15 protein-coding genes and 1 riboswitch are annotated in these 14391 nt (G+C 71.7%); of the genes, 8 read left to right on the forward strand and 7 right to left on the reverse strand.

Going from position 1 to position 14391, the window contains the following annotated elements; genetic code table 11:
- Nucleotides 1-996, forward strand: a complete 996-nt coding sequence (locus ACZ6MZ_RS20990) for an ABC transporter substrate-binding protein (protein WP_469353520.1) — start codon at nucleotides 1-3, stop codon at nucleotides 994-996.
- A gap of 69 nt (nucleotides 997-1065) precedes the next feature.
- Nucleotides 1066-2037 (forward strand): LysR family transcriptional regulator, encoded by a 972-nt coding sequence (locus tag ACZ6MZ_RS20995; RefSeq protein ID WP_469353522.1) that lies wholly within the window; start codon nucleotides 1066-1068, stop codon nucleotides 2035-2037.
- Nucleotides 2038-2058: 21 nt separating this feature from the next.
- Here ACZ6MZ_RS20995 and ACZ6MZ_RS21000 read toward each other — a convergent pair whose 3' ends face one another.
- Nucleotides 2059-2784, reverse strand: coding sequence for an isocitrate lyase/PEP mutase family protein (locus ACZ6MZ_RS21000; RefSeq protein WP_389783993.1), 726 nt, complete (start codon nucleotides 2782-2784; stop codon nucleotides 2059-2061).
- Between the two features lie 42 nt (nucleotides 2785-2826).
- Entirely contained in the window at nucleotides 2827-3336 is a 510-nt protein-coding gene (locus ACZ6MZ_RS21005; protein WP_384182405.1) for a carboxymuconolactone decarboxylase family protein, read from the reverse strand.
- A gap of 47 nt (nucleotides 3337-3383) precedes the next feature.
- On the opposite strand from ACZ6MZ_RS21005, the gene pdxR reads away from it, so the two are divergent.
- On the forward strand, nucleotides 3384-4826 hold the full coding sequence (gene pdxR / locus ACZ6MZ_RS21010) for a MocR-like pyridoxine biosynthesis transcription factor PdxR (protein WP_469353524.1): 1443 nt from the start codon (nucleotides 3384-3386) through the stop codon (nucleotides 4824-4826).
- Nucleotides 4827-4848: 22 nt separating this feature from the next.
- Here the strand turns inward: pdxR and ACZ6MZ_RS21015 are convergent, their stop codons facing one another.
- Nucleotides 4849-5796 (reverse strand): DMT family protein, encoded by a 948-nt coding sequence (locus ACZ6MZ_RS21015; protein WP_469353526.1) that lies wholly within the window; start codon nucleotides 5794-5796, stop codon nucleotides 4849-4851.
- Between the two features lie 124 nt (nucleotides 5797-5920).
- Between ACZ6MZ_RS21015 and ACZ6MZ_RS21020 the strand changes: the two genes are divergently transcribed.
- A complete protein-coding gene (locus ACZ6MZ_RS21020; protein WP_469353528.1) occupies nucleotides 5921-6199 on the forward strand; it encodes a hypothetical protein in 279 nt (92 codons plus the stop codon).
- Between the two features lie 28 nt (nucleotides 6200-6227).
- The gene (locus ACZ6MZ_RS21025) at nucleotides 6228-7412 is read left to right on the forward strand and encodes a glutathionylspermidine synthase family protein (protein WP_384182395.1); all 1185 of its coding nucleotides are present in this window, start codon (nucleotides 6228-6230) and stop codon (nucleotides 7410-7412) included.
- Nucleotides 7413-7433: 21 nt separating this feature from the next.
- Here the strand turns inward: ACZ6MZ_RS21025 and rocD are convergent, their stop codons facing one another.
- Complete coding sequence (gene rocD, locus ACZ6MZ_RS21030; protein WP_384182392.1) at nucleotides 7434-8639, reverse strand: ornithine--oxo-acid transaminase; 1206 nt, start codon at nucleotides 8637-8639, stop codon at nucleotides 7434-7436.
- A gap of 132 nt (nucleotides 8640-8771) precedes the next feature.
- Nucleotides 8772-8862, forward strand: a riboswitch (ZMP/ZTP riboswitch).
- A gap of 37 nt (nucleotides 8863-8899) precedes the next feature.
- Here rocD and ACZ6MZ_RS21035 point away from each other — a divergent pair.
- Nucleotides 8900-10168, forward strand: a complete 1269-nt coding sequence (locus ACZ6MZ_RS21035) for a serine hydroxymethyltransferase (protein WP_469353530.1) — start codon at nucleotides 8900-8902, stop codon at nucleotides 10166-10168.
- On the opposite strand, the gene ACZ6MZ_RS21040 is transcribed toward ACZ6MZ_RS21035, so the two are convergent.
- The 3 genes from ACZ6MZ_RS21040 to ACZ6MZ_RS21050 all read right to left on the reverse strand — a co-directional run bounded on the left by ACZ6MZ_RS21040 (nucleotide 10165) and on the right by ACZ6MZ_RS21050 (nucleotide 12537).
- A complete protein-coding gene (locus ACZ6MZ_RS21040) occupies nucleotides 10165-10863 on the reverse strand; it encodes a hypothetical protein (protein ID WP_469353531.1) in 699 nt (232 codons plus the stop codon). The two genes, ACZ6MZ_RS21035 and ACZ6MZ_RS21040, sit on opposite strands and share 4 nt — an antisense overlap.
- Nucleotides 10864-11030: 167 nt before the next feature.
- Entirely contained in the window at nucleotides 11031-11915 is an 885-nt protein-coding gene (locus ACZ6MZ_RS21045; RefSeq protein ID WP_469353532.1) for a hypothetical protein, read from the reverse strand.
- The gene (locus ACZ6MZ_RS21050; protein WP_469353533.1) at nucleotides 11908-12537 is read right to left on the reverse strand and encodes an RNA polymerase sigma factor; all 630 of its coding nucleotides are present in this window, start codon (nucleotides 12535-12537) and stop codon (nucleotides 11908-11910) included. The genes ACZ6MZ_RS21045 and ACZ6MZ_RS21050 overlap by 8 nt, the downstream gene beginning before the upstream one ends.
- Nucleotides 12538-12692: 155 nt before the next feature.
- On the opposite strand from ACZ6MZ_RS21050, the gene trpS reads away from it, so the two are divergent.
- A complete protein-coding gene (trpS, locus tag ACZ6MZ_RS21055; RefSeq protein ID WP_384182378.1) occupies nucleotides 12693-13706 on the forward strand; it encodes a tryptophan--tRNA ligase in 1014 nt (337 codons plus the stop codon).
- A gap of 76 nt (nucleotides 13707-13782) precedes the next feature.
- The gene (locus ACZ6MZ_RS21060; RefSeq protein WP_469353536.1) at nucleotides 13783-14370 is read left to right on the forward strand and encodes a 2'-5' RNA ligase family protein; all 588 of its coding nucleotides are present in this window, start codon (nucleotides 13783-13785) and stop codon (nucleotides 14368-14370) included.
- Nucleotides 14371-14391 lie beyond the last annotated feature (21 nt).

Below are 14391 nucleotides of genomic sequence, written 5' to 3' on the forward strand. Positions count from 1 at the left end.
ATGGCCCGTACCCGTACCCGTGGCCGCCGCCGTCCCCGTATGTACGCGGCCGGGGCGCTCGCCTCGGCGGCCGCCCTGCTCGCGGTCACCGGCTGCGGCGCGGCCGACATGACCAAGCAGGCGTCCCCGTACGCCAACGCGCAGGGCTCGAAGACCGTCACGCTCTCCGTCCAGTCCTGGGTCGGTGCCCAGGCCAATGTGGCCGTCGCGACCTATCTGCTCGAACACGAGCTGGGTTATCGCGTGGACACCGTCCAGATCGACGAGGTCCCCGCCTGGGACGCCCTCAGCCAGGGCCGGGTCGACGCCATCCTGGAGGACTGGGGCCACCCCGACCAGGAGAAGCGGTACGTCGACGACAAGAAGACGATCACGTCCGGCGGGGAGCTCGGGGTCACCGGGCACATCGGCTGGTTCGTACCGACGTACTTCGCGAAGCAGCACCCGGACGTCACCGACTGGCGCAACCTGGACAAGTACGCCGACCAGCTGCGTACCCCGGAGAGCGGCGGCAAGGGCCAGCTGCTGGACGGCTCGCCCTCATACGTCACCAACGACAAGGCGCTGGTGGACAACCTGGGTCTGGACTACCAGGTCGTCTTCGCGGGCTCGGAGGCGGCGCAGATCACCCAGATCAAGCAGTTCGCCAAGGAGAAGAAGCCCTTCCTGAGCTACTGGTACAAGCCGCAGTGGCTGTTCCAGAAGGTGCCGATGACCGAGGTCGAGCTGCCGGCGTACAAGGAGGGCTGCGACGCCGATCCCCAGAAGGTGGCGTGCGCCTATCCGCACACCCCGCTGCGGAAGTTCCTCAACGCGGACTTCGAGAAGAAGGGCGGCGGCGCGGCCGAGCTCCTGAAGAACTTCGCCTGGACGACCGGGCAGCAGAACGAGGTCGCCCTGATGATCGCGGACCAGAAGCTCTCGCCGGAGGCGGCTGCCGCGAAGTGGACAGCGGCGAACAAGGCGACGTGGGAGAAGTGGCTGCCGAAGAAGTAGCCGCGATCCAGTAGCCGCTATTCAACAGGACGGGTGAAAGGTCCCGCATGCACGGTTAACCTCAGCTGCATGATGGATGTGCGACGCATGCAGGTCCTGCGGGCCGTGGTCATCAGCGGTTCGGTGACCGCGGCAGCGGCCAATCTGGGCTACACCCCGTCCGCCATCAGCCAGCAGGTGGCGGCGCTGGAGAAGCAGGCGGGCATGGAGCTGCTCGAACGGGTCGGCCGTGGCGTACGGCCGACGGCGGCCGGGCGGCTCCTCACCGAACACGCGGCCGTCATCAGCAGGCAGGTCGCCGAGGCGGAGACGGCGCTGGCCGATCTGCGGGCCGGGCGCACGGGCCGGCTGGAGGTCCGCTACTTCGCCACGGCGGGCGCCGCGCTGGTGGCTCCCGCGCTGGCCCGCTTCCGCCACGAGCATCCGGGCGTACAGGTCGCTCTCCGGCTCGGCGATACCGAGGACTCGCTGCGGGAGGTGCGCAAGGGGCCGGCGGATCTGGCCGTGGTGGTCGGCCCGCGCGACGGGCGCCTCGAAGGCGTGCGCCTGGTCCCGCTGCTCGACGACCCGTACCGCGCCGTTCTGCCGAAGGGCCACCGGCTCGCCGCCAAGCGCGTGCTCGACCTGGCCGATCTCGCGGACGAGCCCTGGGTCGGCAATGAATGGCCGGCGGGTCCGTGCCTGGAGGCCGTCCTCGAAGCGTGCGCCGGCGCCGGATTCGCCCCCGACTTCGTGGTGGAGAGCGAGGATTACCCCACCGCCCAGGGCTTCGTCGCCGCCGGTCTCGGCGTCAGCCTGATGCCCGGCACGGTCCTGGGAAACCGTCATCCCGACGTCGTCGTACGCAAGGTCCGCAGGCCGGAGCCGGTCAGGTCCATCTACGCGGCGGTACGCGACACCTCTCCGGAAGGACCGGCGCTGCGCGGCCTGCTCGCCGCGCTCCGGGACGTGGCGACGGCCGCGCGGGAGGGGCGCGGCGCACCGGAGCCCGGGGCCGCCCGGTCCGGGGCGGCGCCGGGCACCACTACAGAGGTCCTCTGAACGAGGGCCGCTCCCGCGTGCTCAGCGCGGGAGCCGGCCTGTGATGTCCTGCGCGATGTCCTTGACCGCCGCCATCGCCCGCCGGTGCGGGCCGGGGCCGAAGGTGACGCGGGTCGCGCCCAGCCGGCCCAGGTCCGCGAGCGACGGGCCGGCCGGCAGGAACAGCGCGTTGAGGGGGCCGTCGATGCCCGCCCGGAGCGCGGGGAGTACCTCGGCGGGCGCGGCGATCGGGTAGACGCAGTCGGCGCCCGCCGCGATATAGAGCCGGGCGCGGGCCACCGCTGGTGCCGGGTCGCTCACACCGCGGATGAAGGTGTCGACGCGCGCGTTGATGAAGAGAGCGTCGCCCGCCGCGGCCCGTACCGCCGCCAGCCGGTCCGCGTGCCGGCGCGGATCGACGAGCGCCCCGCCGGAGGAGTCCTCCAGATTGCAGGCGACGGCGCCCGTGTCCAGGAGCCGGGCGACCAGCTCCTCGGGGGCCAGGCCGTAGCCGTCCTCGATGTCGGCCGATACGGGTACGGACACGGCGCGGACGATCCGGGCGACCGCGGCGAACATCTCCTCGGGCGGGGTCGCGCCGTCCTCGTAACCGAGCGAGGCGGCGACCCCCGCGCTCGGCGTGGCGAGTGCCGGGAACCCCGCGTCCGCGAAGACGCGGGCGCTGCCCGCGTCCCACGGGCCGGGGAGGACGAGCGGGTCGCCGGGGGCGCGGTCGTGGTGCAGGGCACGGAAGGTCGCGGCCGTCATGAGGTGCTCGCCGTCCAGGAGGCTCGGTGGTGGAGACGTACGTCAGTGCTTGAACGCGCCGGGCGTGTAGTGGCCGGGGACCATCCGAGTGGACACGCCGAACCGGTTCCAGGCATTGATCACCGTGATCGCGGCGATCAGCTGGGCGAGCTCGGTCTCGTCGAAGTGCGCGGCGGCCCGCTCGTACACCTCGTCCGGCACGAAACCGTCGGTCAGTACGGTGATCGCCTCGGTCAGCTCGATCGCCGCGATCTCCTTCGGCGTGTAGTAGTGCCGCGACTCCTCCCAGGCGCTGAGCTGGATGAGGCGCTCCGCCGACTCGCCGGCCGCCAGCGCGTCCTTGCTGTGCATGTCGAGGCAGAACGCGCAGTGATTGAGCTGCGAGGCACGGATCTTCACGAGTTCGAGCAGGACCGGATCGACGCCCTGCCGGGCCGCCGCGTCCAGTTTGACCATGGCCTTGTAGACCTCGGGGGCGAGCTTGGCCAGCTCCAGCCGGGGGGTGTGCTCGGGGGCGTATTCCTTGGCTTCGTCCGCTGTGTTCGTCGTCATGCGTCCGACGCTACGCGCCGGGTGGCGCAGCGGTATGGTCCACTTCCATGACGGAATCCTGGGCCAATCCGCCCGCCGAACCCGGTCCGGCCCTCGGCACCGGACAGGGCCTGGGCGCCGATCTGCATCTGGAGCTGCGCGGCTCCGGGCTGCGCGCCGGGATCATGGACGCCTTGCGCGAAGCCGTCCGTACGGGCCGGCTCGCGCCGGGCACCCGGCTGCCGTCCTCCCGTACGCTCGCCGCCGATCTGGGCATCGCCCGGAACACCGTGGCCGACGCCTACGCGGAGCTGGTCGCCGAGGGATGGCTCACCGCACGGCAGGGCTCGGGGACGCGGGTGGCCCGGCGGGCCGCGCCCCGCAGGCCCGCGGCCGCGGCGCCCAGGACCCGACCGGCTCGTGGCGGGGCCGCCTACAGCCTGCTGCCGGGCTCCCCCGACCTGGGAGCATTCCCGCGAGGGCAATGGCTGACGGCCGCCCGCCGCGCGCTGACGGCCGCGCCGAACGAGGCCTTCGGGTACGGCGACGCGTACGGCCGCATCGAACTGCGCACCGTCCTCGCCGACTATCTGGCGCGGGCGCGCGGGGTGTACGCCGGTCCGGAGCGGATCGTGATCTGCGCCGGCTTCGTCCACGGGCTGACGCTGCTGGGGACGGTGCTCAGGGCCTGGCGGGTGCGGTCGGTGGCGGTCGAGTCGTACGGGCTCGACCAGCACCGGAACCTGCTGACGGAGGCGGGGATGCGGACGCCGGCACTCCCGCTGGACGAACGTGGCACCAGGACCGAGGGACTGGCGGACGCGCGGGACGTCGGCGCGGTACTGATGACACCGGCGCACCAGTTCCCGACGGGCGTGGCGCTCCACCCCGACCGGCGCGCGGCGGCCGTCGACTGGGCGCGCGGCACGGACGGGCTGATCCTGGAGGACGACTACGACGGGGAGTTCCGCTACGACCGGCAGCCGGTCGGCGCGCTCCAGGGCCTCGACCCCGAACGGGTGGTGTACCTCGGCACGGCGAGCAAGTCCCTGGCGCCGGGGCTGCGGCTCGGGTGGATGGTGCTGCCGGAGGAGCTGGTGGGGGAGGTGGCGGAGACGAAGGGGGAGGCGGACCGGGCGTCGAGCGTGCTGGATCAGCTCACGCTCGCGCAGTTCATCGCCTCCGGCGCGTACGACCGTCATGTCCGCTCGATGCGCCTGCGCTACCGGCGCCGCCGTGACCAGCTGGTTGCCGCTCTGGCGGAGCGGGCGCCCGGCATCCGGGTAACCGGGATCGCGGCGGGCCTGCACGCCGTCGTCGAACTTCCGCCGGGCACCGAGTGCCCGGTCATCGAGGCGGCGGCCTGGCAGGGCCTGGGTCTGGAGGGCTTGGCCCGCTTCCGCCATCCGTCGGCGCCGTCGGGGCGGGACGCCCTGGTGGTCGGTTACGCCACGCCGACGGACAGCGCGTGGGCGGGCGCGCTGGACGCGCTGTGCCGGGTACTGCCATGAGACCGGCCGCGCCGGAGCCCGCTCACACCGGCTTCGCCGGCTCCGTCGGCGCGGCCGGTTCCGCGGGTTTCGCCGGCGCCGTCGCTTTCGGCTTCTCCGCGGATGCCGCCGGTTTCGTCTGCGCCGGCTCCTCCTTCGCCGGCTTCTCCGTCGCCGGTTCCTCCGTCGTCGGCGGTTCGCCGAAGCGGGCGAGCATCAGGGCTCCCGCCACCGCCACCACGAAGCCCATGACCGCCGCCCATGCGAGGCCGCCGCGGGTGCGGTCGCCGAGCCAGACCACGCCCACCAGGGCCGGGCCGATCGTCTCGCCGATGACCATGCCCGCCGTGGCCGTGGTGACCGAGCCGCGCTGGAGGGCCGTGGTGAGCAGCAGGAACGCCGAGCCGCCGCCCAGGAGCAGGGCGTAGATCGCGGGATCGGCGGGGTCGGGTGAGTCGATGAGACGGACCGCCACCTCGACCACGCCGAAGCCCGTGCCCGCGCCGAGGCCGAGAACCAGCGCGCGCGGCTTGTCGGGGAGGCCGCCCGCGAGCGCGCCGATCAGAAGGACCGCCGCCGCGACGACGAGCATGGACCAGCGCAGCTCCGTCGGGCCCGTACCCCCGCCCTCCGCGCCCGAGGCCAGGCCGAGCAGGGCCAGGCCACCGCAGACCACCCCCACCGCCGTCCACTCCGCCGAGCTGAGCCGTACCCCGAGGACGCGGGCGGCGGCCACCGCCGTGACCGCGAGGCTCGCGGCGAGCGCCGCGCCGACGGTGTAGATCGGCAGCGCGCGCAGCGCGAGGACCTGTAGCGCGAACCCCAGCCCGTCCAGGGCGAGTCCGGCGACAAAGCGCCACTCGCGCAGCGCCCGCAGCAGCAGCCCCGGGTCGACGCCCGCACCCGTCCCCGGCACGGCCGCGCGGGCGGCGACGGCCTGCAGTACGGAGGCGCTGCCGAAGCAGACCGCGGAACCCAGAGCACAGATCATCCCAAGAAGCACAAAGCGACTCTAGTGCGGAAGAGATCGCGCACCGCCTTTACGACAGGGCGGCGCGGCCCTCTAGTGTGTGAGGGCGATCCATCAGTTCGAATACATCGGGGGAGGGCGGCGCATGGCGGCGCGGCAACGGAGGCTGAGGTCGAGCACGGTGGTGCTGGGCAGCATGGGCGTACTCGCGGTCGCGATCACGTCCTGCGGCTCGGAGCCCGACAAGCGCTGCGCCGACCGGTCGACCCGGGAGACACTGCCCAGCTCCGAGTGCAGGAGCGGCGGCACCGGCACCTACTACTACGGCGGATCCAAGAGCCAGGGCAAGGTCGGCGGGGGCAGTTTCGACAAGTCGGCGGTCGACCGCGGCGGCTTCGGCTGCTCGGGCTCCGGCGGCGGCTGAGTGATCCGCACCGACCGGTAACCCGCTGATGAAACGTCACGCGACCGAACCTCGTCCCGGCTGGCAGCAGACCGTCGAGGAACAGGGCGTCGTCTATCCACTCACCCGGCACCCGGACGGCTCGCTGCGTCCGTACTGGGACGAGAGCGCCTACTACTCGTTCACCCTGCCCGAGGTCGAGGCCCTCGAAGAGGTCGTCGAGGAGCTGCACGCCCTGTGTCTGGGCGCCGCCGCGCACATCGTGGAGCACGACCGGTTCGCCGACCTCGGCATCACCGACCCCCGGCTGGCCGGGCTGATAGCCGAGTCCTGGCGGCGACGGGCCGAACTGCCGTCCCTCTACGGCCGGTTCGACCTGCGTTACGACGGCACGGGACCGGCCAAGATGCTGGAGTACAACGCCGACACCCCCACCTCACTGGTCGAGGCCGCGAGCGCGCAGTGGTTCTGGATGGAGGAGCGGTTCCCCGGCGCCGACCAGTGGAATTCCCTCCACGAACGGCTCGTCGCCGCCTGGAAGCGGCAGTCCGCCCTCCTTCCGCCAGGACCCGTGCACTTCGCGCACTCCGACGGGGACGAGCTGGGCGAGGACCTGATGACCGTCGCGTATCTGCGCGAGACCGCCGAGCAGGCCGGCCTCGACACCGAGGCGCTCTCCGTGGAACAGATCGGCTGGGACCGGCTGTCCGGCCGCTTCGTCGACGACCGGCTGCGCTTCGTCCGCAGCTGTTTCAAGCTCTACCCGTGGGAGTGGCTGGCCACCGACCGGTTCGGGCCGCATGTCCTGGACACCCTCGACAACGGCGGCGGCACCGGCACCACCTGCTGGATCGAACCCGCCTGGAAGATGCTCCTCTCCAACAAGGCGCTGCTGGCGATCCTCTGGGAGCTGCACCCCGGCCACCCCCATCTGCTCCCCACCTATCTCGACGGGCCCCGCGAACTCGCCGCCTCGCGCGGCTACGTCGCCAAGCCCCTGCTCGGCCGGGAGGGCGCCGGGGTCACCCTCCACGAGCCGGGCTCGGCGCCGCCCGTGGTGGGGGACGAGGCGTGCTGCTACCAGGAACTGGCCCCGCTGCCCGACTTCGACGGCAACCGCGTGGTGCTCGGTGCGTGGGTCGTCGAGGACGAGGCGGCGGGGCTCGGCATCCGGGAGTCGGCAGGCCCGATCACGGACGAGTACGCCCGCTTCCTGCCCCACGTCATCCTCTGACGCGTGTCCCGGGACTTCTCATTAGTCCGCGAGCACCGCCCGCAGCTGGTCCAGGCCCCAGTCCAGGTCCTCCTTGCTGATCACCAGCGGCGGAGCGATCCGGATCGTGGACCCGTGCGTGTCCTTCACCAGCACGCCCCGGTCCATCAGCCGCTGCGAGATCTCCCGGCCCGTCCCGCGCGACGGCACGATGTCCACGCCGGCCCACAGGCCACGGCCGCGCACCGCCTCCACGGCTCCACCGCCCACCAGCAGACCGAGCTCATGGTGGAGATGGTCGCCCAGCTCCGCCGCGCGCTGCTGGAACTCGCCGGTCCGCAGCATCGCGATGACCTCCAGCGCCACCGCGCAGGCGAGCGGATTGCCGCCGAACGTCGAGCCGTGCTCGCCCGGGCGGAACACCCCGAGCACCTCGGCCGAGGACACCACGGCCGACACCGGCACCACCCCGCCGCCCAGCGCCTTGCCGAGGACGTACATGTCGGGCACGACGTCCTCGTGCTCACACGCGAAGGTCTTCCCCGTCCGGCCCAGGCCCGACTGGATCTCATCCGCGATGAAGAGCACATTCCGCGCCCGGGTCAGCTCCCGCACCCCGGCGAGATAGCCGGGCGGTGGTACCAGCACGCCGGCCTCGCCCTGGATCGGCTCCAGCAGCACGGCCACGGTGTTCTCGGTCATCGCCGCGTCCAGCGCCGTGAGATCCCCGTACGGAACGATCTCGAAGCCGGGGGTGTAGGGCCCGTAGTCCGCCCGAGCCTCCGCGTCCGTGGAGAAGCTGATGATCGTGGTGGTGCGGCCGTGGAAGTTATTGGCCGCCACCACGATCTTCGCCATGCTGTCGGGCACGCCCTTGACCCGGTAGCCCCACTTCCTGGCGGTCTTCACGGCGGTCTCCACCGCCTCCGCGCCGGTGTTCATCGGCAGGACCATCTCCATGCCGCACAGCTCGGCCAGCTGTGTACAGAAGTCGGCGAACCGGTCGTGGTGGAACGCCCGGGAGGTGAGTGTCACCCGCTCCAGCTGGGCTTTCGCGGCATCGATGAGCCGCCGGTTGCCATGGCCGAAGTTGAGCGCCGAGTAGCCGGCGAGCATGTCGAGGAAGCGCCGCCCCTCGACATCGGTCATCCACGCACCCTCCGCCGAGGCGACGACGACGGGCAGCGGGTGGTAGTTGTGCGCACTGTGGGCCTCGGCCGAGGCGATGGCACTCTCCGTTGTCGACACGGGTTCTCCGATCGGTCAGGACAAGCTGTCCGGCATGAGCGGGGCGGTGCCCCAGTTTCTATCGTCGCTCGCAGTGTGGACGAAGAAACCTCGCTCACGGCGTGCCTCGGCTGAACAAGGCATACGCTGGGCGGTACGCACGGCGACTGGCGTACGCGGAACGAACCGCGGTGGAGCCGTGCGCGGCAGAACGCACGAGGTGCCGCCCGCCTGGGCACCCCGGGACCACGACCGAGCAGCGGATCGTCCCGGAGGACACCATGACGCACCCGTCCCGCCATCCCGCCCTGTCGGCAGCCGACCCCGAGCTGGCCGCCCTCGTCGGCGCCGAGGAACAGCTCCAGGCCGAGACGCTGCGGCTGATCCCCAGCGAGAACTATGTCTCGCAGGCGGTCCTCGAAGCCTCCGGCACCGTCCTGCAGAACAAGTACAGCGAGGGCTACCCGGGCCGGCGCTACTACGAGGGCCAGCAGATCATCGACCAGGTCGAGCTGCTCGCCGTCGCCCGCGCCAAGGCCCTCTTCGGTGTCGAGCACGCCAACGTTCAGCCCTACTCCGGCTCCCCGGCCAACCTCGCCGTGTATCTCGCCTTCGCCGAGCCCGGCGACACCGTGATGGGCATGTCCCTGCCGATGGGCGGCCATCTCACCCACGGCTGGGGTGTCTCGGCCACCGGCAAGTGGTTCCGGGGTGTCCAGTACGGAGTGCGCCAGGACACCGGCCTGATCGACTTCGACGAGGTGCGGCGCCTCGCCCTCAAGGAGCGCCCCAAGATCATCTTCTGTGGTGGCACCGCCCTTCCCCGCACCATCGACTTCGCGGCCTTCGGTGAGATCGCCCAGGAGTCCGGCGCGGTGCTCGTCGCCGACATCGCCCATATCGCCGGTCTGATCGCGGGCGGCGCCCATCCCTCTCCGGTGCCGTACGCCGACGTGATCTCCACGACCACCCACAAGACCCTGCGCGGCCCGCGCGGAGCGATGCTGATGTCACGCGAGCAGCACGCCAAGGCCATCGACAAGGCCGTCTTCCCCGGTCTCCAGGGCGGCCCGCACAACCAGACCACCGCCGCCATCGCCGTCGCCCTGCACGAGGCGGCCCGGCCCTCCTTCCATGACTACGCGCGCTCGGTCGTCGCCAACGCCGGTGCGCTCGCCGAGGAGCTGCTCGCCCGCGGCTTCGACCTGGTCTCCGGCGGCACCGACAACCATCTGATCCTGATGGACCTCACCCCCAAGGACGTCCCCGGCAAGGTGGCCGCGAAGGCGCTGGACCGGGCCGGGCTCGTCGTCAACTACAACACCGTGCCCTACGACCGGCGGAAGCCCTTCGACCCCTCCGGCGTCCGGATCGGCACTCCGTCCCTCACCTCCCGTGGTCTCGGCACCGCGCAGATGGCGGCCGTCGCCGACTGGATCGACCGGGGCGTCGCCGCCGCGGGCAAGGGGGACGAGGACGCGCTGACCACGATCCGCGCCGAGGTCGCCGAACTCATGGCCGCGTTCCCCGCCCCGGGCCTGCCCGTCTAGAGATCCAGCAGTTGCTGACGCGGTCCGCCGGCCCCCGGTTCGCCGCCACGCCCGAAGGGTGGGCGCGGCAGCCGGCCGGCCAGCGGCCGCAGCACCAGACCGAGCGCCGTACCGGCCGCCAGCCCCGCCGCCGCCCACCACCAGGAGGCCGCCTCGCCGCTGGCCGCCGCCGGCCGGGTCTCCGGTTTCCGCTCGCCGGCCTGAGCGTTCGGGTCGGCGGGCGCGGCGCTCACGCCCGTCTCCCAGGCCGGCGGGGATATGGCGCCGCCCGAGCCGTTCTTCTTGCCCATCAGGCCCAGCTTCCTCATCAGCGCGTGCACCGCGGCCGGTTGCTTCGCCTTGTGCCAGGTGCCGCCCTGCGGCGAGGGCATCTGGGACGCCGTGGATATCCAGACCGTCGGGGTGTCCGTGCTCAGGTGCACCTGGTCCACCCGCCAGGGCTGCACATCATGGACCATCCAGGTCACATTGATCTGCCGCGACGCCACTGATGTGTCCAGGGAAGGCGGCAGCTTCTTCTGCCCCCCTGTCGCCGCCAGATCCTCCAGCGGGCCGAGCTGCTTCAGCAGCTCCGCGTAGTCCTTGTCCGTGTTGTAGAGAGCGGCCGTCTCGCCGCTCTCCGGTGAGGTGATCAGCACGCTGGTCGGACCTCCGGCCACCGCGCCCGGGGCGAACACCCAGGCCAGTGCGAGCACCGCCGCAAGTGCCGCAAGCCGCTGGAGCGTTCGCGTACATCGCTGTCGCATGGATCCCCCTGCCGACGCGCGGTGCGGGCCGTCCGCACTCCCTCCGCGTCATCTCCTTTACACCGCCCGACCGCTTCCGGTTCCCACTCCCCGCGAGCCGTCTCGACGGACCGGACTCAACGGACCGATTCCGCGATGTCTTTCGCCCGCGCCGCCGACTCGACTCCTTCCAGCCGCAGGGTCAGTTGGTCGCCGCTCGCCGCCCCCGCCGCGCTGTCGCGCTCCCACAGCAGCGTGGGGCCGGCCATCCGGACGGACCGGGTCCAGCCCTTGCCGGCGCCGTCGATCAGCCGGAACCGCAGCTGATGCGGCTCCTCGAACCAGAGGGCGGTGCCGCCGCTCAGCTCGATCCACTGCGGCATGACCCCGACCAGCTTCACGAAGTAGGGGTCCAGCGACGCCGCGAACTCGTCCAGACGCACCGTCCGCCCCCGCTCGGTCCAGCACAGACTGACCATGGATCTGCCCCGCGGCCCCTCGGTCAGCGACACCGCGTCCGGGTCGCCGAGAGCGGCAGGCACCCGGGGGGTGAAACCGGCCCCGCGCGCCGCCTCCGCCATCGTCACCGGCCGCTCGCAACGAGGCACCGGCGCCGGCACCGGCGTGGGCGTGGCCGCAGGCATGGGCGTGGTCGCAGGCGCGGGCGCCGCCGGACGCGGGCTCGCCGACGGGTCGTACCGCACCTCGACCCCGCCGAAGTCGAACCAGTCCGCCACCGTCGCCCGCACGGGAGGCGTCAGGACCAGCACCACCAGCAGCCCGGAGAGCGCCGCCGCCAGCATCCGCCCCCGCCTGCGCAGCCATCCGCGCAGCCGTCCCAGCCGTTCCAGCCGTCCCGGCCGCCCGGGTGGCTCGGCGACCGGCGTGGGCACGGCCTCGGCGAGGAGCTGCGCGAGCACCCGCTCGGCCATCGTCTCGCCGTCGACCTCGGGAATCCTGATCCCGCGCCCCAGCGCCCGCAGCTCCTCGCGCAGCCAGTCCTGGTCGTCCTCGTCACTCATGCCCCCCACCCCCCTCCCGGCTGTCCCGCTCCGGCGTCGGCACGATCCCGCTCAGCTTCTTCAGCGCACGGTTCAGCCGGGACTTGACCGTGCCACGTGGCCAGCCCAGCGCGTCGGCCGTCTCCGCCTCGTCCATCTCCAGCAGATAGCGGTACGTCACCACCTGCCGCTGCGCCTCGCTCAGCTCCTCCAGCGCGGACGCCAGCAGCACACGCCGCTCCTCCGCCACGGCCGCCACCGCCGGATCCGCCGACTCGGGTATCCGCGGCTCGGCGCCCAGCAGCATCGCCTCCCGGCCCGCCAGGGCCCGCAGCCGCACCGCCGAGCGCACTGTGTTCCTTGTCTCATTGACGACAATCCGCAGCAGCCAGGGGCGGAAGGACGAGCCGTCCTTGAAGCTCGCCAGCGAGCGATACGCCTTGAAGAACGCGGCCTGCACCACATCCTCCGCGTCCGACCCCGCGCCACAGGCCACGGCGGCGCGGAGTGCGACGCCCGTATATGCGCGCACCAGCTCCGCATACGCCTCCGGCTCACCGGAACGCACGCGCGCGATTGCCGTCGCCTCATCCGCAACCGTCAGGGTGCGGCCCCCCTCCAGAGTCCCCTCCCGAGCGCTCACAGCTTTGATACACCGCTCGCCGGACTTCGGTTCCCGATCCGCCGGACTTCGGTTCCCGATCCGTCCGGGTCCGATTCCCGATCCGCCCGAGATCGGTCACAGCCTGTCGGAGATCCGTTCCCGAGCTGTCGGCCACACCTGAGAGAATGGTGAACATGGCCTCTGATCGCCCCCGCGCGCTGTCCGGTATCCAGCCCACCGCAGGCTCGTTCCACCTCGGGAACTACCTCGGTGCGGTGCGTCAGTACGTGGCGCTGCAAGACACCCACGACGCCTTCTACATGGTCGTGGACCTGCACGCGATCACCGTTCCGCAGGACCCCGCGGAGCTGCGCGCCAATACCCGGCTCGCGGTCGCCCAGCTGCTCGCCGCCGGCCTCGACCCGCAGCGCTGCACGCTCTTCGTCCAGAGCCATGTCCCCGAGCACGCGCAGCTCGCCTGGGTCATGAACTGCATCACCGGCTTCGGTGAAGCCTCCCGGATGACGCAGTTCAAGGACAAGTCCGCCAAGCAGGGCGCGGACCGTGCCACGGTCGGCCTCTTCACCTACCCGATCCTCCAGGTCGCGGACATCCTGCTGTACCAGGCCAACGCCGTCCCGGTCGGCGAGGACCAGCGGCAGCACGTCGAGCTCACCCGCGATCTCGCCGAGCGGTTCAACAGCCGCTTCGGCCGGACCTTCACCGTCCCGGCGCCGTACATCGTCAAGGAGGTCGGGAAGATCTACGACCTCCAGGACCCGACGAGCAAGATGAGCAAGTCGGCGTCCACGCCCAAGGGCCTGGTGAATCTGCTCGACGAGCCGAAGGCCACTGCGAAGAAGATCAAGAGTGCGGTCACCGACACCGGCACCGAGATCCTTTTCGACCCCCAGGGCAAGCCGGGCATCAGCAATCTGCTCAGCATCTACTCCACGCTCACGGGAACCTCCGTCGCGGATCTGGAGCAGAAATACACCGGTAAGGGTTACGGTGCGCTGAAGACGGACCTGGCGGACGTCATGGTCGATTTCGTCACCCCGTTCAGGACCCGCACCCAGGAGTACCTGGACGACCCGGAGACGCTGGACTCGATCCTGGCCGAGGGCGCGGAGAAGGCCCGCGCGGTCGCCGCCGAGACCCTGGCCCAGACGTACGACAAGGTCGGCTTCCTGCCCGCCAAACACTGACAGCGAGCGCTGACAGCCGTCACACTGGCGGGCGGCACCGCCACAGCAACCCGGCACACGGACTGAGGAGAACGATGTGGGGACCGTAACGCTCGGCGTTTCGATCGCGGTCCCGGAGCCGTACGGCAGCCTGATCCAGGAGCAGCGTGCGGGCTTCGGCGATCCGGCCGCGCACGGCATCCCCACGCACGTCACCCTCCTGCCGCCCACCGAGGTCGACGCGTCGCTGCTGCCCGCCGTCGAGGCGCATCTCGCCGAGGTCGCCTCGGCCAGCAGGCCGTTCCCGATGCGCCTGTCCGGTACCGGTACGTTCCGCCCGCTCTCGCCGGTCGTCTTCATCCAGGTCGTCGAGGGCGCGTCGGCCTGCGCCTGGCTGCAGAAGCGGGTCAGGGACAGCACGGGACCGCTCGTCCGTGAGCTCCAGTTCCCGTACCACCCCCATGTGACCGTGGCGCACGGCATCGCCGAGGAGGCGATGGACCGCGCCTACGAGGAGCTGTCCGAGTACGGCGCGGCATGGAGCTGCGCCTCCTTCGCGCTCTACGAGCAGGGCGCCGACGGCGTGTGGCGCAAGCTTCACGAGTACGCGTTCGGCGGCGACGGGGAGGTCTCCGTAGTGCCCTCGCAGAGCGCCCCCGTCGACCACCCCGCCTCGCTGCCCTGAGAGCCTGTCGGATGCCTCTGA

The sequence above is a fragment of the Streptomyces sp. NPDC042201 genome (assembly GCF_055582185.1).

Excerpts from the sequence above, each read along its gene's own strand:
- pdxR (WP_469353524.1), top strand. The coding sequence starts at position 3,384 with ATGACGGAATCCTGGGCCAATCCGCCCGCCGAACCCGGTCCGGCCCTC.
- ACZ6MZ_RS21035 (WP_469353530.1), top strand. The coding sequence starts at position 8,900 with ATGACGCACCCGTCCCGCCATCCCGCCCTGTCGGCAGCCGACCCCGAG.
- ACZ6MZ_RS21020 (WP_469353528.1), top strand. The coding sequence starts at position 5,921 with ATGGCGGCGCGGCAACGGAGGCTGAGGTCGAGCACGGTGGTGCTGGGC.
- ACZ6MZ_RS21000 (WP_389783993.1), bottom strand. The coding sequence starts at position 2,784 with ATGACGGCCGCGACCTTCCGTGCCCTGCACCACGACCGCGCCCCCGGC.
- ACZ6MZ_RS21025 (WP_384182395.1), top strand. The coding sequence starts at position 6,228 with ATGAAACGTCACGCGACCGAACCTCGTCCCGGCTGGCAGCAGACCGTC.
- ACZ6MZ_RS20995 (WP_469353522.1), top strand. The coding sequence starts at position 1,066 with ATGATGGATGTGCGACGCATGCAGGTCCTGCGGGCCGTGGTCATCAGC.
- ACZ6MZ_RS20990 (WP_469353520.1), top strand. The coding sequence starts at position 1 with ATGGCCCGTACCCGTACCCGTGGCCGCCGCCGTCCCCGTATGTACGCG.
- ACZ6MZ_RS21045 (WP_469353532.1), bottom strand. The coding sequence starts at position 11,915 with ATGAGTGACGAGGACGACCAGGACTGGCTGCGCGAGGAGCTGCGGGCG.
- trpS (WP_384182378.1), top strand. The coding sequence starts at position 12,693 with ATGGCCTCTGATCGCCCCCGCGCGCTGTCCGGTATCCAGCCCACCGCA.
- ACZ6MZ_RS21005 (WP_384182405.1), bottom strand. The coding sequence starts at position 3,336 with ATGACGACGAACACAGCGGACGAAGCCAAGGAATACGCCCCCGAGCAC.
- ACZ6MZ_RS21015 (WP_469353526.1), bottom strand. The coding sequence starts at position 5,796 with ATGATCTGTGCTCTGGGTTCCGCGGTCTGCTTCGGCAGCGCCTCCGTA.